Origin of the sequence: Meiothermus sp. (assembly GCF_025056915.1) — a bacterium.
Lineage (GTDB): Bacteria > Deinococcota > Deinococci > Deinococcales > Thermaceae > Meiothermus.
Genome location: NZ_JANWVH010000035.1, coordinates 1 through 17,899 on the forward strand (window position 1 = coordinate 1; position 17,899 = coordinate 17,899).

18 protein-coding genes are annotated in these 17,899 nt (G+C 65.4%); 7 read left to right on the forward strand and 11 right to left on the reverse strand.

What is annotated here, in order from left to right:
- The 5 genes from NZN28_RS07375 to NZN28_RS07395 form a co-directional block, all read left to right on the forward strand.
- On the forward strand, window positions 1-1,386 hold a 1,386-nt coding region (locus NZN28_RS07375; protein WP_295396753.1), incomplete at its 5' end, for an alpha-amylase family glycosyl hydrolase.
- Window positions 1,383-1,835, forward strand: coding sequence for a low molecular weight protein-tyrosine-phosphatase (locus tag NZN28_RS07380; RefSeq protein WP_295396756.1), 453 nt, complete (start codon window positions 1,383-1,385; stop codon window positions 1,833-1,835). The genes NZN28_RS07375 and NZN28_RS07380, both read left to right, overlap by 4 nt.
- Window positions 1,822-2,613, forward strand: a complete 792-nt coding sequence (locus NZN28_RS07385) for a fructosamine kinase family protein (protein WP_295396758.1) — start codon at window positions 1,822-1,824, stop codon at window positions 2,611-2,613. The genes NZN28_RS07380 and NZN28_RS07385 overlap by 14 nt, the downstream gene beginning before the upstream one ends.
- 198 nt (window positions 2,614-2,811) lie before the next feature.
- Complete coding sequence (locus NZN28_RS07390) at window positions 2,812-3,570, forward strand: DUF4388 domain-containing protein (protein WP_295396761.1); 759 nt, start codon at window positions 2,812-2,814, stop codon at window positions 3,568-3,570.
- A 98-nt stretch (window positions 3,571-3,668) separates the two neighbouring features.
- The gene (locus NZN28_RS07395; protein WP_295396764.1) at window positions 3,669-4,766 is read left to right on the forward strand and encodes a CARDB domain-containing protein; all 1,098 of its coding nucleotides are present in this window, start codon (window positions 3,669-3,671) and stop codon (window positions 4,764-4,766) included.
- A gap of 45 nt (window positions 4,767-4,811) precedes the next feature.
- On the opposite strand, the gene NZN28_RS07400 is transcribed toward NZN28_RS07395, so the two are convergent.
- The gene (locus tag NZN28_RS07400; protein WP_295396767.1) at window positions 4,812-5,150 is read right to left on the reverse strand and encodes a dolichyl-phosphate-mannose-protein mannosyltransferase; all 339 of its coding nucleotides are present in this window, start codon (window positions 5,148-5,150) and stop codon (window positions 4,812-4,814) included.
- 78 nt (window positions 5,151-5,228) lie between these two features.
- On the reverse strand, window positions 5,229-6,719 hold the full coding sequence (gene glpK, locus NZN28_RS07405) for a glycerol kinase GlpK (protein ID WP_295396769.1): 1,491 nt from the start codon (window positions 6,717-6,719) through the stop codon (window positions 5,229-5,231).
- 70 nt (window positions 6,720-6,789) lie between these two features.
- Between glpK and NZN28_RS07410 the strand changes: the two genes are divergently transcribed.
- Window positions 6,790-8,007 (forward strand): Gfo/Idh/MocA family oxidoreductase, encoded by a 1,218-nt coding sequence (locus tag NZN28_RS07410; RefSeq protein ID WP_295396771.1) that lies wholly within the window; start codon window positions 6,790-6,792, stop codon window positions 8,005-8,007.
- Between the two features lie 1,062 nt (window positions 8,008-9,069).
- Entirely contained in the window at window positions 9,070-9,210 is a 141-nt protein-coding gene (locus NZN28_RS07415; RefSeq protein WP_295396773.1) for a hypothetical protein, read from the forward strand.
- A gap of 11 nt (window positions 9,211-9,221) precedes the next feature.
- Here NZN28_RS07415 and NZN28_RS07420 read toward each other — a convergent pair whose 3' ends face one another.
- The 9 genes from NZN28_RS07420 to NZN28_RS07460 all read right to left on the reverse strand — a co-directional run bounded on the left by NZN28_RS07420 (window position 9,222) and on the right by NZN28_RS07460 (window position 17,884).
- A complete protein-coding gene (locus tag NZN28_RS07420; protein WP_295396776.1) occupies window positions 9,222-10,211 on the reverse strand; it encodes a tagatose 1,6-diphosphate aldolase in 990 nt (329 codons plus the stop codon).
- Complete coding sequence (locus NZN28_RS07425; protein ID WP_295396822.1) at window positions 10,208-10,519, reverse strand: NUDIX domain-containing protein; 312 nt, start codon at window positions 10,517-10,519, stop codon at window positions 10,208-10,210. The genes NZN28_RS07420 and NZN28_RS07425 overlap by 4 nt, the downstream gene beginning before the upstream one ends.
- A gap of 151 nt (window positions 10,520-10,670) precedes the next feature.
- Complete coding sequence (locus NZN28_RS07430) at window positions 10,671-11,513, reverse strand: PfkB family carbohydrate kinase (protein WP_295396778.1); 843 nt, start codon at window positions 11,511-11,513, stop codon at window positions 10,671-10,673.
- Window positions 11,507-12,823 carry a fucose isomerase gene (locus NZN28_RS07435; RefSeq protein ID WP_295396781.1) on the reverse strand — a complete coding sequence of 439 codons (1,317 nt, stop codon included), beginning with the start codon at window positions 12,821-12,823 and terminating at the stop codon, window positions 11,507-11,509. The genes NZN28_RS07430 and NZN28_RS07435 overlap by 7 nt, the downstream gene beginning before the upstream one ends.
- 61 nt (window positions 12,824-12,884) lie before the next feature.
- Window positions 12,885-13,709, reverse strand: a complete 825-nt coding sequence (locus NZN28_RS07440; protein WP_295396784.1) for a carbohydrate ABC transporter permease — start codon at window positions 13,707-13,709, stop codon at window positions 12,885-12,887.
- 24 nt (window positions 13,710-13,733) lie between these two features.
- Window positions 13,734-14,639 carry a carbohydrate ABC transporter permease gene (locus NZN28_RS07445; protein ID WP_295396787.1) on the reverse strand — a complete coding sequence of 302 codons (906 nt, stop codon included), beginning with the start codon at window positions 14,637-14,639 and terminating at the stop codon, window positions 13,734-13,736.
- A 70-nt stretch (window positions 14,640-14,709) separates the two neighbouring features.
- Window positions 14,710-15,969, reverse strand: coding sequence for an ABC transporter substrate-binding protein (locus NZN28_RS07450; RefSeq protein ID WP_295396790.1), 1,260 nt, complete (start codon window positions 15,967-15,969; stop codon window positions 14,710-14,712).
- On the reverse strand, window positions 15,966-16,961 hold the full coding sequence (locus NZN28_RS07455; RefSeq protein WP_295396793.1) for an Ldh family oxidoreductase: 996 nt from the start codon (window positions 16,959-16,961) through the stop codon (window positions 15,966-15,968). Before NZN28_RS07455 ends, NZN28_RS07450 begins: the two co-directional genes overlap by 4 nt.
- Window positions 16,958-17,884 carry a hydroxyacid dehydrogenase gene (locus tag NZN28_RS07460; protein WP_295396795.1) on the reverse strand — a complete coding sequence of 309 codons (927 nt, stop codon included), beginning with the start codon at window positions 17,882-17,884 and terminating at the stop codon, window positions 16,958-16,960. The genes NZN28_RS07455 and NZN28_RS07460 overlap by 4 nt, the downstream gene beginning before the upstream one ends.
- Window positions 17,885-17,899: the final 15 nt, after the last annotated feature.

Consider the following 17,899-nt stretch of genomic DNA (forward strand, 5'->3'; position numbering starts at 1 on the left):
GTGGACCCCATCTTCGGCACCCTAAAAGACTTTGACGAGCTGCTGGCCGAAGCCCACCGGCTGGGCCTCAAGGTGCTGATAGACTTCGTGCCCAACCACACCTCCGACCAACACCCCTGGTTTTTGGAGTCGCGCTCGTCCCGCGACAACCCCAAGCGCGACTGGTACGTCTGGCGCGACCCGGCCCCAGACGGCGGCCCCCCCAACAACTGGATGTCCTTCTTTGGCGGGCCTTCCTGGAGCTTCGACGAAAGGACCGGCCAGTACTACCTACACCAGTTCCTGCCCGAGCAGCCCGACCTCAACTGGCGCAACCCCGAGGTGCGGAAGGCAATGTACGATGTAATGCGCTTCTGGCTGGACAAGGGCGTGGACGGCTTCCGCGTGGATGTGCTCTGGCTGCTGGTGGAGGATGCCCTCTTCCGCGACGAGCCCGACAACCCCGCCTACCAGCCCGGCCAGATAGACCGCTTCCGCCACCTGCACATCTACCAGGAAGACCAGCCCGAGACCCGCGAGATCGTGCAGGAGATGCGGGCCGTGCTGGACGAGTATCCAGGGCACCGGGTAATGGTAGGGGAGATTTACCTGCCCTACGAGAAGCTGATACCCTACTACGGCACCGCCGAGCGCCCCGGCTGCCACCTGCCCTTCAACTTCCACCTAATCTTTAGGGGCCTCTCCCACTGGACCGCCGAGAACATCCGCGCCATTGTGGAGGAGTACGAGCGGAGCCTGCCGCCCTTTGCCACCCCCAACTGGGTGCTGGGCAACCACGACCAGCACCGGCTGGCCAGCCGCATCGGGCACGAGCAGGCCCGCGTAGCGGCCATGCTGCTCTTTACGCTGCGGGGCTCGCCGACCTGGTACTACGGCGACGAGATTGGCATGGTGGACGGGCTTATTCCCCCCGAAAAGGTACAGGATCCCGCCGCCCTGCGCCAGCGGGGGGCCGCCGGTGAGCACGGCCTCGACCCGGGCCGCGACCCCGAGCGCACCCCCATGCAGTGGAGCGGTTTCGCCTATGCCGGCTTTAGCACGGTAGAGCCCTGGCTGCCAGTGAACCCCGACTACGTGGAGCGCAACGTGGAGGTGCAGGACGCCGACCCCTCCTCCATGCTGACCCTGGTGCGCACCCTGCTGGTGGTGCGGCGGGAGACCCCGGCCCTCCTACAAGGCAACTACCAGAGCTACAAGGCCCCCGAGGGGGTCTTCGCCTACCTGCGGGGGGGCGAGGTGCTGGTGGCCCTGAACTTCACCGGCGAGGCCCGGCGGCTTTCCGTCCGGGGCGGGGAAATTCTGCTCTCGAGCCACCTTGACCGCTACGAGAGGGTGGAAGGAGTGCTCGAGCTGCGCCCGCACGAGGGCGTGATTGTGAAGCTATGAAGCGGGTGCTTTTTGTGTGCATGGGCAACATCTGCCGCAGCCCCATGGCCGAGGGCATTCTGCGGCGCAAGCTCAAGGAGCGCGGCCTGGAGGGGCAGTTCGAGGTGGACTCCTGCGGCACCGGCGGCTGGCACGAGGGCGAGCCCGCCGACCCCCGCACCGAGCGGGTGCTGGCCCGCTACGGCGCCCACTTCCCCCACACCGCTCGCCAGATACGCCCGGAAGACCTCGAGCGCTTTGAGCACATCTTCGTGATGGACCGGGAGAACCTCCGGGCCCTCGAGCAGCGCTTCCCCCAGCACCGGGGCAAGGCCCGCCTGATTCTGGAGCTGAACGGCGGGGGCGAGGTGCCCGACCCCTACTACGGCGGCCTGGAGCAGTTTGAAGAGGTCTACCAGATGCTAGACGAGGCCCTCGAGGTGTTTTTGCAAACCCATGCACCCCACTGAACTGCTGCGCCAGGCCGGGCTCAAAGAATACCCCCTGCAACCGCTCCACGGCGGCGATATGGGCCAGGTCTGGCGGGCCGGGCCCTACGTGGTCAAAACCCACCCAAGCCCCCCGGCGGGCATGTTCCAGGCCGAGGCAAGGGGGCTTTTTGCCCTGGCTCAGGCGGGTCTTCGCACCCCTGCGGTGTACTGGGCCTGCAACGAGGGGCTGGTCATGGAATACCTGCCGCCCGGCGAGCCGGACTGGGAAAGGCTGGCCCGGATGCTGGCTGCCCTGCACCAGCTGCGCCCTCCGGCCTATGGCTGGGATGACCGGGTTTTTCTGGGCCGCTTTGAGCTGCCGAGCGGCACCCAGAGCGACTGGCAACGCTTCTGGCTCGAGAAGCGCCTCCAACCCCTCCTGGAAGCCACCTGGAGCCAGCTGGGGCCGCTGGGGCCCCGGGTCGAAGCCCTGTTCAAAGAGCCTTTGCCCCAGGAAGGCCCGGCCTTGCTCCACGGCGATTTGTGGCAGGGGAACGTGCTCCATGCCCAGGGAGGCCCGGCCCTGCTGGACCCCTCAGTCTGGTGGGGCGAACGGGCGGTGGACCTGGCCATGATGACCCTCTTTGGCGGCTTTCCGGCCCAGTTTTGGCGGTCGTACCGGGGGCTGTATCCCATCCCCGCCGAGGTTGAGCGGGCCCTTCCCCGCTACCAGCTTTACTACCTGCTGGTGCACGTGCATTTTTTTGGCTCGAGCTACCTGCCCCTGCTGTTGCGCACCCTCGAGGCCACTCGATAGGGTGTATCGCCCGCCTTCACGTAACGGTTTTCGGGTCAAATCTGCGGCCCGTTTCCTTGGAGCGCATCTATGCTCGAGGGTGTGGGCTACCCCCAAGGTGCGCCGTTCCAACGCCGCCTGCTACAATGTGGGATGCTCTTTTGAAGCCCCTGGGGGTAACCTGCATCCGTCGGCATTCTCAGCGCACAACCCGCTTTTATGGATGGTACGTTCGAGCTTCTGGGCCCCATCGAAATCTTGCAGCTGCTCTCACACGCCGGACAGACGGGGGCCTTCAAGGTGCCGGGGGGTGAGGTCTACCTCGAGCGCGGCCAGCCCGTGCACGCCCAGTACAAAGGCAAAATCGGCAAGGATGGGCTGCTGGCGATTCTGAGCCTCAAGGAAGGCAAGTTTCGCTACCTCAAGGGCGAGCGGGCCAAACAGTCGAGCCTGCAGGGCTCGCTGGACAACTACCTGCTCGAGGCCATCCGCCTCCTGGACGCCCGCCTCGACCTGAGCCCCTTCGACCAGGTGCAGCTCACCGATGCCAACCGCACCACCCACCTGACCCTGTCCCCCGACGAGTTCGAGCTCCTCAGGCACATGGGCAAGCCCATCAGCCTCTTCGACCTGGCCGCCATCAGCGGGATGAAAAGCGATGTGGTCAACCTCAACGTGAGTCGGCTGGCCCGGCTGGGGCTGGTGCAGATCACCGCCCGCACCCCGCGCACGGTGCGCCTGGTGGTGGGCCGCCTGGAAGGCTCGAGTGCAGCCCGCCTCGATACCGACCTGCTCCGGGCCTGGCGCAGCCACTACGGCCCCTTCAGCCAGGTTGAGGTGCGCACCGAGGAACGCATCCTGCAGATGCCCGTCGAGGCCAGAAGCAACGTCGGGCCGCAGCTATTGCTCTCCTCCGATGCCCTGTTCTTCCACAACCTGCGGGTGGGGCAGGAGGTGCTGGTCTGGCCCTCCTTGTAAGGGCTGCCCAAGGAAGCGACCACCCCTCCGGTCATCCTTCAGTCATGCTCGCCTGGGTAACCTCTGTCATCGCAAATGCGCGATACAAGGAGGTACCGGTGAACATACCCATCCACCTCAACCGATTGGGAACCTGGGCGGCCCTGATGCTCTCGGCCCTGGGGCTGGCCGCCGCCGACCTGCGCATCTCAAGCTATGGCTACAACCCCAACATGACGGTCCACACCCCCAACGGGTTTAGCGTTACGGTGGAGAACACCGGCCCCGACCCCGCCAGCAACGTGCGCCTCAAAGCCACCCTGCCCGGCGGGGCCGAGCTGATGCCCACCACAGGCTGCACGCAGGCAGGCCCCGAGGTGAGCTGCACCCTGCCCAACCTGGCGGCGGGTCGCAGCGTTTCGCAGAGGGTGCGCTTCACTCCGCGCAACGTAGCCAGGGTACGGGTGGAGTTCGAGGTTCAAAGCAGCAACGACAACAACCCGGCCAACAATTCGGGGGACTACGATGCCAGCGTTTTTCCGCAGAACGTCCTCGAGGTCAAGGCCGGCAGCGCCAACCCGGCCCCCCGGGAAGCCAGCAAGGGGCAAAGGAACCTACCGGTCTTGCAGTTCACCCTCACCAACAAGACCGAGTTCCCCGCCATTTTCGACGATCTGGAGCAAAAACCCTATCTTTACGTGACCCGCATCCTCTTGAAGGCATCGGGCACCGGCCACGACGCCAAAGACCTGACCGCCGTGCGGCTCTACGAGGACACCAACGCCAACGGCAGGGTGGATGCCGGAGAACGGCTGGTGCAGACCCTGGTGTTCCCCATTGACGACGGCACCCTGGTGCTGGAAGGGCCCATCCTGAGCACCGAAGCCCCGGAATCCCGGCAGGTCACCTACCTGGTCACCTACGACCTCGACGACCAGGTGCGCCCCGGAACCCTGGCCGCCCTGGCGGGCTTCGGCCTGCTGGCCCTGGGGTTCCTGGCCGGGGGCCCGGCCCAACGGCGCAGGCGGCCCTTTTGGTTGCTGATGGGCCTAACAGTCCTGACGCTGGGGGCCTGCACCCAGCCGGCCACCTCCCCGCCCGAGCCCACCGCCTTCACCTATGGCCTGAGAATCACCGCGGTGGAAACCGGCAGCGCTTCCGACCTGGTGGAAGGAAATTTACCCATCAACGGTGCAACCCTCACGGTAGCCCGGTAAAAGCAAGACCCAGGGGCCTGAATGGCCCCTGGGCCGGGGGTTTTCCTAACTTTTCTTGCCCAGGCGCTCCTGGGCGGCCTTGGCCAGTTCCTCGGCCTTGGCCCTTGCCTGTTCGGCAGCGTGCTGGGCCTGTTCGCTCAGGTGCTTGAGCTGATCCGGCACGCCGTCGCCGTCTTTGTCGAGGTTGGCCTTAAGCTCTTCAAACTTGGCCTTGGCCTGCTCGGCGGCCTGTTTGGCCTGGTTCATGACCCCCTCGAGCTGATCCGGTATCCCGTCGCCGTCCTTGTCGAGGTGGGCCTTCACTTCGTTGAATTTGCTTTCGGCCTGCTTGAGTGCGTTTTCCGCCGCCTCGCGGGCTTTGTTGGCCAGTTCCCTGAAATCCATATTTCCCTCCGTGTTCAATGGTAGCACCCCGGTATGACCTGGATATGAAAGGCCCCTGTCGCAGGCCCTGGCAACGTTTCAGCTATCTACCCAGTTTTTGGCCCGCTCGAGGGCCTTTTTCCAGCCGCTGTACAAGCGCTCCCGCTCGGCCTGCGGCATGGCGGGCTCAAAGCGCTTCTCAACCGCCCAGCGCTCGGCAATCTGCTCCTTGGTGAGCATTCCCACCCCCACCCCCGCCAGGTAGGCCGCCCCCAGCGCGGTGGTCTCGGTCACTTTGGGCCGCACCACCGGGGTGCCCAGAAGGTCGGCCTGGAACTGCATCAAGAGGTCGTTGACGCTGGCCCCGCCATCCACCCGCAGCTCGGAAAGCGGCAGCCCCGAGTCGGCCTCCATGGCTTCCAGCACATCCCGGCTCTGGTAGGCGATGGCCTCGAGGGCCGCCCGGGCGATGTGGGCCTTGGTGGTGCCGCGGGTCAGGCCCACCAGGGTGCCCCGGGCGTAGGCATCCCAGTGGGGGGCCCCCAGCCCCACAAAGGCGGGCACCAGGTACACCCCCTCGGTGCTTTGCACCTGGCGGGCCAGGGGTTCGACCTCGCTCGAGGCCTGAATCAGGCCCAGGCCATCCCGCAGCCACTGCACCACCGCCCCGGCCACAAACACCGAGCCTTCCAGGGCGTACTCGGGCGGTGCGCCCTCGAGCTGCCAGGCCACCGTGGTCAGGAGGCCGCGCCTCGACTCGACCTGCGTCTGGCCGGTGTTCATCAGCATGAAGCAGCCGGTGCCGTAGGTGTTTTTGGCCATGCCGGGGGTAAAGCAGGCCTGCCCGAAGAGCGCGGCCTGCTGGTCGCCCGCCACCCCCGCAATCGGGATGGCCGCCCCCAACAGCTCCGGAAGCGTCTCGCCAAAGAGCCCCGCCGAGGGCCGCACCTCCGGCAGCAGCGCCCTGGGGATGCCCAGGATGCCCAGCAGGTGCTCGTCCCAGCGCAGGGTGTGCAGGTTGAAGAGCAGGGTGCGCGAGGCGTTGGACACATCGGTGGCGTGAACCCGGCCCCCGGTCAGGTTGTAAATCAGCCAGCTATCAATGGTGCCAAAGCACAGCTCGCCCTTTCCGGCCCGCTCGCGCAGCCCTGGCAGGTTGTCCAGAAGCCACTTGACCTTGGTGCCCGAAAAATAGGCGTCCAGCACCAGGCCGGTTTTCTGGCGGAACACCCCCTCGTAGCCGTGGGCCTTGAGTTCATCGCAAATCCCGGCGGTGCGGCGGTCCTGCCAGACAATGGCCCGGTGCACCGGCCTGCCGGTGGCCCGCTCCCACAGCACGGTGGTCTCGCGCTGGTTGGTGATGCCCAGGGCCACAATCTCGCCGGGCTGGATGGCGGCTTGCTGGATGGCCTCGCGGGCTACCTGGCGCTGGGTCTGCCAGATTTCCAGGGGGTCGTGCTCCACCCAGCCCGGCTGGGGGAAGTGCTGCATGAACTCCTGCTGGGCCATGGCCCTGGGTTGGCCCTCCAGGTCAAACACAATGGCCCGGCTGCTGGTGGTTCCCTGGTCTAGCGCAAGGATGTAGGGCATAGAACCTCCTGTGCCCCGATTGTATCCCACGCTTTCGCAAAACAGATTTTAGATTTATAATCTAAAAACCATGAAGCGCCACAAGGAGTTCGCCAACCGGCTCCACGCCCTATCGCCCAAGTTTGCCTACGTCCCGCCGGAAGACCGCTTCCTGATGAACCCCGGCCCCCTCAAGTACCGCTTTAACGTGATTGGGGTGGGGGTGAACGGCCAGGAGCACATCAAGGTCACGCTGCTCGAGGGCCGCTGCACCATCCACGGTGTGTACGACCCCAATAGGAGCAGCGTGGAGGCCGCCCAGCGCATCAAGGCCCAGTTCACCCCGGAGCCCCTGGTGGTCTACGAGAGCCTCGAGGCCGCCTGCAACGACCCGGCAGTGGACGGCCTGATTATCTGCACCCCCAACCACACCCACCTGGAGGTGCTGAAGGTGGCCGTGCAGTCGGGCAAGCACATCCTGCTGGAAAAGCCCATGGCCACCAACCTGAAGGATGCCTACGAAATCTGGCAGATGGCCCAAGCCTACCCCAAGGTGCTGCAAATCGGCCTTCAGTACCGCTACAAGCCCATCTACGTGGAGGCCATCCACGAGGCCAAAGTGCGGCGCAGCCTGGGCGAGATCAAGACCCTGACCATCCTCGAGCACCGCGAACCCTTTCTGGACAAAGTGAAGCAGTGGAACAAGTTCTCCAAATACTCGGGCGGCACCCTGGTGGAAAAGTGCTGCCACTACTTCGATTTGTTCAACCTGTTTGCCGAGTCACGCCCGGTGAGTGTGTATGCCTCGGGCAGCCAGGCGGTCAACTTCCGTGACTTCGAGTACGGCGGCGAGAAGTCGGACATCCTGGACAACGCCTTTGTGATTGTGGAGTACCAAAACGGGGTGCGGGCCAACTTCAACCTGTGCATGTTTGCCCCCATGGTTTACGAGGAAATCGTCATCTGCGGCGACGAAGGCCGCCTCAAGGCCAGCGAGGGCGTGAACGGCCAGGCCTACTCCAAGTGGGAGAACTACCTGGAAGTGATTGCCCTCCCCGACCGCACCTCCCGCACCATGACCCCCAGCTACCCCGCCGTCATCGAGGAGACCGGCCACAGCGGGGCCACCTACTACGAGCACCTGCGCTGGATCGAGGCCATGGACGGCCAGCCCAGCACCGCCGCCACCGCCGAAGAGGGCTTCTGGAGTGTGGTGGTGGGGGTGGCGGCGGAGGAGTCGGTCAAGCGGGGGGAAAAGGTGATGGTGAAGGAGTTGCTGGGGGCCAGTGGGTTGGGGCACCTGGCATAGCGCATTCAGTTAACGAAGCAGGGGTTTTCTCAAAAAACTCAGCGGCGCCCCTCGACCCCCACCGTTATTCCGAGGCGCACGAAGTGCGACGAGGAATCTGGCTCGGCAAAGGGATAGTAAATGCAGAGGACAATAGCGCATCAGATTCCTCACTTCGCTTCGCTCCGTTCGGAATGACACTGAAATTTACATACCAGGTCACTCATTACTGTGTCACATAAAAGCCCGTACAACCACACCCGCACGGTGAGTGATAAGTCAATCCTAGCCTGGACTCGCTCTGTTCCTCCCCTACCTCGTAGGGGAGGCCAGGTGGGGTGGCTGACCTGGCCCTTCACGCAACCAGCAGATTGGGGGTCTTGTCCGATACCCTCCCCAACCCTCCCTACGCGGTAGGGAGGGGCTTGAGGGCTATCACTCTTTGGAATCTTGTGGGAGTGTATGGGTATCTTTACGACTGTGTACTCAGCGCTCGAGTCACGCATCCAAACCGCCATCGCCTCGCTCTTCTTTGAGCTTCCGTCCATAATCTGAAACAGAGCCGTCCCAATGGCAGTTCACACAACGCCCGTTCACGAATACGTGAACACACGGCTCATATCCGTACAGCAGATGCGCACACTCTGGACAAAGTGAGTCCATGCGCGACGTGTCGGCAAAGAACGAGCTCCCGCACTCGTCGCAAGTTTTGAGGGGTCGGTTGTTCATGTTTGAGTACCTAGTCTTACACATACCCTGAGGAAGCACTGACAATAACTCTTAGGAGGGCACAAGAAACACCAGTTAGAATGCTAAATAAACCCTCCTCCATTTTTAAGAAGAGCATAAGTAAGGAAAAAGCGGTCGGACGATACCCACCAGGAAATGTTCTTCTCATTTCGCCGTTCTCATAAAATACTAAAGCACTTTTACCCCAAATCTGATCCTTCTTCCAATCATTGTGCACCCCAAGACCCAGGCAATTAACACTTTCTAATCCCCTGCGCACCCAAACACTGTTCTGGTCATGCTTCAGTCATCCACCGTCGCGTAAGCTGGTAGCGAACCTGAGGAGGTGTGTGGATGAAACCGCTGCGTGGCCTGGTGGGTGCAATTCTTCTGATGGGGTTCGGCTGGGGAGGTGTCCTGGCCGAGACCTTCGACATCTTCGACTACACGCCGCCCCAGGGCTGGAAGAAGAGCAATCTGCGTGGTGAGTTTTGACGCGGGAGTAGCTACCCCGCCACCCCGGCGAGCTGCCAGTCTGCCTCGGGGTACATGGGCTTGAGGGTGCGCAGGAGTTCGTTCAAGCGGTCAAGGGTGCCCAGGCCCTCCTCGAGCAAAGCCTGGCGCACCCGGTTGCGGTCGGGGTAAAAGCGGAGGGGGTGCTGCCAGACCGCGCGGCCTGCCAGGTAGCCCCGTGCCCCGGCGGCTAAGGCCGCTTCCAGCATCTGCACGAACTGATCGGCCCCCAGGCCCCCCGAAAGCAGCAGCCAGGGGGCGGGCAGCCTGGTGTATTCGCGCATGTCGGCTTCCAGGTCTGCCAGCGTGTAGCCGCTGCCGCCAAACTCCTTCACGTGCTCGGCGGCCCCCGGAAAGGCCAGCTTGTAGAGGTCCACGTGAAAGCCAGGGTCGGCAAAGGCCGCAGCAATCTCGAGCGACATCTCGCGCAGCCGGGCCTTGTAGGTTGCGGCGTCCTCGCCGGGAATCGGGTAGGGCAGCACCTCAAAGATGAACAGGCGGTCGGCTTTTTTGCACTGCTCGCCGACCTCGCGCACCAGGTTTAGCTGGTGCTCCACCACCTCGGGCGGGGCATCGGGCCGGTGCCAGGCCAGAAGCTTCAGGCCATCGGCCCCCATGCGCACGGCCTGCTCCACGCTCCAGCCGGGAATGACGGCGCTCTTGCGCCAGCCTTCCGGGGTGGTCTCGAAGCGGTGGTGCTCGAGGGTCAGCATCAGGCCGGTCTCGCGCGGCAGGGTGGGCATGGCCGCCGGAAAGGCGTAGTGCGGGTCAATCAGGATGCCGGTCACGGCGCGGCCCAGGGTCTCGGCCAGCAGGCCCTTTAGCTCGGTCACTTCGGGCCCTACCTGTTCGGGGTCGCGGCCCAGGGCGTGGGCGACCAGGTGCATTAAGGGGGGTCGCTGGTCAATGGCCAGGGTGCCAAACCGCATGGCGCCATCTCCAATCCGGGCAAAAGCACGGGCCTTGGCGGGGGTGGTCTTCATAGGTCTCCTTGGGCAAGGGCTTGTTTGAGCATTTCCAGGGCTTTCTGGTTAACCGGCCCCATCAGGGGCGGCAGGTCGTTTAGGGCAAAAAATCGAAGCTCTTTGGTTTCCTCTGGGTCGAGCCGGAGGGGCTCACCCCTATAGCGGCCCACAAACATCGCGCTCACGTTGTACACCTCGTCGCCGTTGGGGTAGCGGTAGTAGTATTCGGGGCCCGACAGCAGCGCAAACAGGCGCAGGTCGCCCACCTTGAGGCCGGTCTCTTCCCACAGTTCGCGCCGGGCGGTTTCTTCCAGGCTCTCGCCCAGCTCGCTGGCCCCCCGGCGTGGCCCAGTCGTGGGTGTCGGTGCGGTGTTGCAGGAGTACGCGGTTTTGTGGGTCTAATAGCAGCACCCCAGCCCCCACCATCAAAAGAGGCCGTGCGCCCACCGCCGCTCGCAGTTCGTCAATGTAGCCCACTCAAGCCCCCAAAAAGGCCCGCACCTCCGCCAGGGTGGGCGGCTGGCCCTTAGCGCAGTGCAGGGCGGCCACCGCGCTGGCGAACTCGAGCGCCTCCACATCCCCCTGGCCCTCGGCCACGGCCAGGGCAAAGGCCCCGTGGAACACATCCCCGGCCCCGGTGGTGTCCTGCACGTGGACCCGGTGGGCCGCGACCCGTCCTCCGGGATGGGCCACCCCCTCGGCGCCCAGGGTCACCGCAGCGAACACCCCCAGCGCCTGCAAACGGGCCAGCAGGGCCTCAACCCCCCCCAGCTTGGCGGCCAGCTCCTCCGAGGCCACCACATGGGTGGCGACCTGGGTCAGCATCCAGTCGTCGTCGCGGTCGCGGTCGAGGTCGAGCACCACCGGAATACCGCGCTCCCGGGCGGCCTGACCCAGCCCATAGCCGGCGGCGGCCCAGCGCCCATCCAGCAGCACGGCCCTGGTTCCTTTGAGCAGGCGCTCCTCGTTCAAAACCAGCTCCTCGGGCAGGGCGGGCCGGTAGGGGAAGATGAACCGCTCGCCCTCCGGTGTCACCAGCACCGCCGAGACCGGCGTGGCCGCGCCCAGTTGGAAATGGGCCTTGACCCCTTCGGCCTGCAACATCTCTTCCAGGCGCTCACCAGCGGCATCGTCGCCCCGGCGACTGAGCAGATGGGCCTCGGCCCCCAGGCGGGCCGCCGCCACCGCCGCTACCGCCGCCGGGCCGCCCAGGGTCTCGCGGTAGGCCCGCACGGCAGTACGGCTCTCGCGGGGGGGAAACTCTTCGATGTAGTAGCGCTGGTCGAGGTTGGCCCAGCCTACGCTCAGAACCTTCACCATACCAGTCTATGTTCTTCCGTGCGGGCGGGCAGCACCTCGAGGCCCAGCCAGGCGCACATCTCCAGCAGCACTTCCTCGAAAGCGCCCATTCCCACCGCCAGGTGGTGGGGGATGCGGTGGTTGAACCAGCTGGCCAGGAACTGCCGGGGGGTGAGGGGCTCGCTGGCCCAGGTGGGGCGGGTGAGGTAGCTCGAGTCGCCGTCGTAGCCCTTCTCGCCGTTCAGCAAACCCCCGTGCACCACGGCTCTGCGGCCCGGCAGCAGCCGCAAGCCGGTAATGGGCCCGGCCCGCAAGGGCATATCGCGCACCGCCGGCAGGTGGCGGTTGAAGTGCGGCACCAGCCGGGTGGGGCCCCCGGCCCAGGCCTGGGGAGCCTCGCCGCCATGCCAGAGCATCAGACCTTTGGGCGAAAAGTGCGAGATGTCCAGCAAGATGGCCGGCTGGCCCGAGATGGCCCGCAGGGCCAGCAGGCTGGCCAGGCCCATCACATCGCCCTCGGGGGCCAGGGTGTAGCCCTGGTCGGCCAGGCGGGCCATGGCGGCGTAGGCCATCACCCCCAGCCGGTCGGGAATTTCGGGCCACTCGCGCAGGGCCACCCCGTCGTAGGGCTGGGCCAGCTTTTCCAGGGCCAGCTCGAGGCGAAACAGCTCGCGGAGCGCTTCGACCGGATACTCGGAAAGCTCGCGGAAGGCCGCCGCCCGCTCCGCCACCGCTTCCTCCGGCACCGCCGCCAGGGCTTCCCATAGCTCGCCAAGCTCGGCCTTCTCCACCGTCAGGCCGGTCTCCGGCAGGGCGGCAAAGGCAAAAAAGCCGGGCGCATGGCCGCCCAGGGCCAGCACCCGCCCCTTGCGCAGCACCTTTGCGCCGCGCAAAGCCCCCAGGGTAAGCTTCAGGCGGGCCTGGAACCAGACATCCTCCACCGCCCCGTAGAACCACTTGGTCGGCTGCTCGGCCAGCGAGACCCCCAGGTTGAGCCCGCAGATGGCGTTCTGCGGCAGGGGCCCGGTGTCCCACACCTCGGGCAGGGCCCACAGCCCAACCGGGATGGGCAGCTTCAGCAGGGGCAAGAAGGCCTCGCCGGTGGCAAAGGTCACGTGCTGCACCAGCAGCAAGTCCAGCCGGGCGGCCTCTGCCGCGCGGGCCGCGGCCTCGGCCTGGGCGGCGTCGGCCACCGGCTCTGATACAAAGGCCAGCTCAAAGCCCAGCTCGCGGCCCAGGGCTTCCAGGGCACGGCGGGAGGTGTGCTCGAGGCCAAAACGCGACCCCCGGAAGAGGGGCCGCACGATGGGCACTAAACCGATTCGAAGCATAAGTGAGTGACGGAAAGCCTCCAGATACATCCCTTTTTTGCCACTGACCCCAGACCGCACCCTAACCCTTCACCCCTCCCTGCGTCAGACCCCCCACCACCCGCTCCTGGAAGATGGCAATCACCAGCGCCACCGGCACCAGCGCAATCACCAGCGCCGCTGAGATGAGCGGCCAGGGAAAGCTATATTCGCCCTGCAAAAACTGGATGCCCACCGGCAGGGTACGCATGGCCTGGGAGGGCATCAGGGTCAGGGCCAGCAAAAACTCGTCCCAACTGTTCACAAAGGCCAGAATGCTGGCGGTAAACACCCCCGGCGCCGAAAGCGGCACCACAATGCGCCACAGCGCCCCCAGGCGGGAGCAGCCGTCCACCATGGCCGCCGACTCCAGGTCCTTGGGGATGCCCTGAAAAAAGCTGACCAGCACCAGCGTAGCCACCGGAATCGAGAGGGCCGCGTGGGGCAGGATCAGGGCGATGTAGTTGTTGCGAAGCCCCAGGGCCAGCACCATCTCGAAGAGGGGCAGCAGCAAGGTCACCGTGGGGAACATCGAGACCCCCACCAGCAGCGAGAAAATCAGGGTCTTGTTGGGAATCCGCAAACGGGCCAGGGCATAGGCCGCCAGTGCCGACACCAACACACACAAGAGCGTGGCCCCACCCGCCACAATCAGGCTGTTCAGAAAGTAGCGCAGGATGGGGGCGTTGGTAAAGGCCTGCACGTAGTTCTGCAGGGTCGGGCTTTCCGGCAGCCAGGTAATGGGGATGCGGGTCAGCTCGCTCTCGGTTTTGAAGGAGGTGAGCAGAATCCACACCGCCGGGAAAAAGCCGTTGATGACCACAATGGCCGCCGCAATCCAGAGCCAGATGCGCGGGTTATCCTTCATATACCCCTCCGTGCGGGGCTTCGGCTAGTCATCGGCCCCCCTCACGTAGCGCAAATACACCAGCGTGACCGCGAAGCTAATCAGAAACATCAGCACCGCCAACGCCGAGCCATAGCCGAAGTTCAGGTTCTCGATGCTCATGGTGCGCACGTACATGGCCAGGGTCTCGAAGGCGCTGCCCCCGTTCTGCATGGCGAAGGGGATGTCGAAGGTCTGGAAGGCGGTGATGGTGCGGAAGATGGCCGCTACCAGGATGGCCGGCAGCAAAAGCGGCAGGGTGATGCGCCAGAAGCTCTGCCAGCGGTTGGCGCCGTCCACCGCCGCCGACTCGTAAAGCTCCTTGGGAATCACCTGCAAACCCGCCAGCAAAATGAGGGCCACGAAGGAGCTGCTCTTCCAGATGATGCTGAAGCAGATGGCCCAGAAGAGAAGTTCTGGCGTGGTCACCCAGAGCAGGCGTTCGCCCCCTAAGCGCACGATTACGTCGTTGACCACCCCGTACTGGCTGTCGAAAAACCAGCGGAAAATAAGCCCTGCAAAGACCAGCGGCAGGGCCCAGGGCAGCAGCAAGCCCAGGCGGATGGGCCACTTGACGCGAAAAGGCAGGTTGGCCAGCAAGGCCAGCAGAAGACCCACCACCAGCGCGCCCGGCACCGTGACCAGCACAATCAGCAGGGTATTCCACAAGGCCGTCCAGAAACGCTCGTCGGAGAAGGCTTGTGCGAAGTTCTGGAAGCCCACAAAAACCGGATTGTTGCCGGTCTCATCGGTCAGGCGGCGAAGGAACAGGCTGGTGTACAGAAGCCGCCCCACCGGATACAGCGCCACCAGCCCCAGGAGCAAGGCTGCCGGAACCAGCAGCCAGAAGGCCAGCGCACGCTCGCTTAAGTCGCCGAAACTGCGGCGGATTCTGGGCTGTGGCTGGGTCATAGGTCACTTCCTTTACACGGGAAGCCACCGGGGGTGGCCTCCCGTGGGTCTGGCAAGCCCTTATCTACCGCTATCTACCGCCGTAGATGGCCTGCAAGCGGGTCACAATCTCGCGGGCGCCCTGTTCGGGGGTCTTTTGCCGGGCCAGCACCTGGTTGGTGGTCACCCGGATGGCTTCGGAAATCTCGGCATAGCGCGGGTGTTGGGGCCGGGCCCGGGCCGCCTGCACCACCGGCAGGGCCTGGCCGAACCAGGGGTTCACCCGAAGAATATCCGGGTCGCGGTAGAGCGAGGGGAAGACCGGCAGGTTGGAGGCCTCGATGGCCAGAATCTTGGAGACTTCCGGGCTGGAGAGGAAGCGCACCAGCTTGTGGGCCTGGGCCTTGTTCCGGCTGAAGTCCGAGACCACCCACTGCCAGCCGCCCAAGCAGCTGGCCTGACGGCCCCCGGCAAAGGCGGGCAGGGGCACCACGCCAATCTTGCCCTTGACCTGGCTGTCGGCATCGTTTTGGAACCTGTTCCAGGCGTAGGCAAACATGGTGCCGAACACCCAGCGGCCCGCCTGCATCTCCTGCCGGATGGTGTCCTGGGGTTTTTCGGCCATGTTGGGCGGCGAGACCTTCTGGTCCATCAGGCCCACCCAGAACTGCAAGGCCCGCTGGGCCTGCTCTACGGTAAGGCTAAACTGCCCCTGGGCGTTGGTGACATCCCCACCGGCGGCCCAGACCGGCAGCAAGAAGGTGCAGACCGCGCCTTCCGCGGGGGCCCCGATGAAACCGATGCCGTTGAGGTTGGGGTTGCCTTCGCGCTGCAAGATGGTCTGGGCCTGCTGGATGGCCTCATCCCAGGTGGTGGGGGGCTTGAGACCGTACTTTTCCAGGAGGTCGGCCCGGTAGTAGAGGAACATGGCATCGGCAAAGCCCGGCAGGGCCACCAGCTGGCCGTTGATCACGTTGGCCTGCGAGTAAGCCGGCAGGTACTGGCGCAGGAGGGCCTGCCTCGAGGCCGCCGGCAGGTATTTGTCGATGGTGTCGGCCCAGCGGCTGGCCAGGTACTGGGCCGGGCGGATGACGTCAATCAGGATCACGTCAATGCTGGGGTCGCGCGAGGCCAGCACGGTGGTCAGGTACTGCTGCTGCTGGTCGGAGGTAGCCCCCCCCACCTCCACGTCCACCCGCACCCCAGGGGTACGCGACTGGTACAGGTCGAAGATTTTCCGCATCACGTCGGGGCGCTGCTGCCCCCCCACAAACACCCGCAGGCGGGTCTGCTGGGCCAGCGCCATAGACGCCACCAACACCACAACCAAGAGCCAAAAGAGCTTCTTCATCTTCCTCCTCCTTGTAGATGTACACCTAGTTTACTGAGTTCGGCCTGTAGGGTCTCGCTGATCTCCACTCCCTCTTGTAAAGCTTTCTCTCGCAAAGCGGCGCGGCGGGCCCCGGGAATCCGGCCTCCGACCGCTTCAAGAGCCTGAATGAGCTGGGCCACCCGGCCCGCATAGCCGCTACCGAAGGCCTCTGGCTCGAGCGCCAGCAACAAAAGCCCCGGCTTGGCGGCCTGCTCAGGGGGCATCCAGGGCAGGGGCAGCTCGGGCGAGAGGATATCCCCCGCCAGCGCCCCGGCCAGGATTTCCACCAGCACCGCCAGAGCGTAGCCTTTCCCCTCCCCGATGGGAATCAAGGCGCCTTCCAGGGCGGCTTTGGCGTCGGTGGTGGGCCGGCCTTCCTTGTCGAGCGCCCAGCCCTCCGGGATGGGCTCGCCTTTTTTGGAGGCGGCAATAATCTTGCCCCGCGCCACCACCGAGATGGAGGTGTCGATGACGATGGGTTGGGGGTATGCCGGCGCAGCCAGGGCGATGGGGTTGGTGCCGAGCACCGGCCCCGGCGCAATGGCCGGCGGGGTGTTGGCAAAGGCCAGGGCCACCAGCCCCTGCTGGGCCAGCCGGCCCACGTAAGCCGACAAGACCCCGGAGTGTCCGGCCCCGCGCACGGCCAGGCTGGCACTCCCCTGCTCTTGGGCCATGGGGGCCAGCACCCGTACCGCAAACAACCCGGCCACCGGCCCTGGCGCACCGTCGGCGTGCAGCACCGCCACCGAGGGCCTGGGGCGCTCCAGGCGCATCTGCGGCCTGGGGTTGAGCCCCCCGGCCTGGAGCTGGGCGGTGTACTGGGCCATCCGGGTCAGGCCGTGCCCCAGGTTGCCCTCGAGTTCGGCCTCGAGGATCACCTCGGCCAGCTCATCGGCGTGGTCCAGGGCCAACCCCAGGTGGTGGAAGTGATCCGCCACGGCCCGCCTGAGTTCGGGGTAGGGAAGCTTCATGCCACCCCCAGAAGGTTCAGCACGCCTTCGGCCACCCGCAGCCCCACCGCCTCCTGGGCCTCGGCGGTCAGACCGGCCACATGGGGGGTTATCCACAGGTTATCCACACCCCGCAGCACGTGCTCTGCCGGCAGGGGCTCGGGGTCTACCACGTCCAGCACCGCCCCGGCCAGGTGCCCCCTGCGCAGGGCGGCCACCAGGTCGGCCTGGTTGACCAGCTCACCCCGCGCCGTGTTGATCAGGTAGCTGCCTGGGCGCATCTGGGCCAGGGTCTCGGCCCGGATTAGCTCTTTGGTTTCGGGCGTGAGGGGCGCGTGCAGCGAGAGGAAGTGGGCAGAACGCAGCACCTCGGCGGTGGAGACCAGATGAATTTCCAGGTCTTCCACCGCGCTCTCCCAGGGCAGGCGCATGGGGTCAGCGGCCACCACCTTCATGCCGAAGGCTCTGGCCCGCTTGGCGACCCGCAAACCCACCTCACCCAGGCCCACCAGCCCGAGGGTTTTACCCGAAAGCTCGAAGCCCCCAAAAGCGGCCCGGTTCCAGCCGCCCCCGGCCACATGGGCGGCCCCCCCCGCGATGTTGCGGGCCAGGTGCAGCATGGCCGCCAGCACGTACTCGGCCACTGCACCGGCATTGATGCCACGGGCGAAGTAAAGCTGCACGCCCCGGGCTTTGAGGTCGGGCTGCACGATGTTGTCCAGACCCACCCCGAGCCGCCCCACCACCTTGAGGTTCGGCGCAGCCGCCAGCAGGTCGGCGTTCACCAGGGTCTGGTTGCGCACCACCAGGGCGGTTGCGTTCGCCAGACGGGCCTTGAGGGCCTCGCGGTCTTTCCAGAGGTTGGGGTCGTAGAAGACCTCGAGGCCCCCCTGCCGCAGGCGCGCCAGCCCGCTGGGCGTGATGAACTCGCAAACGATAATCATGGCAAAAACAGATGT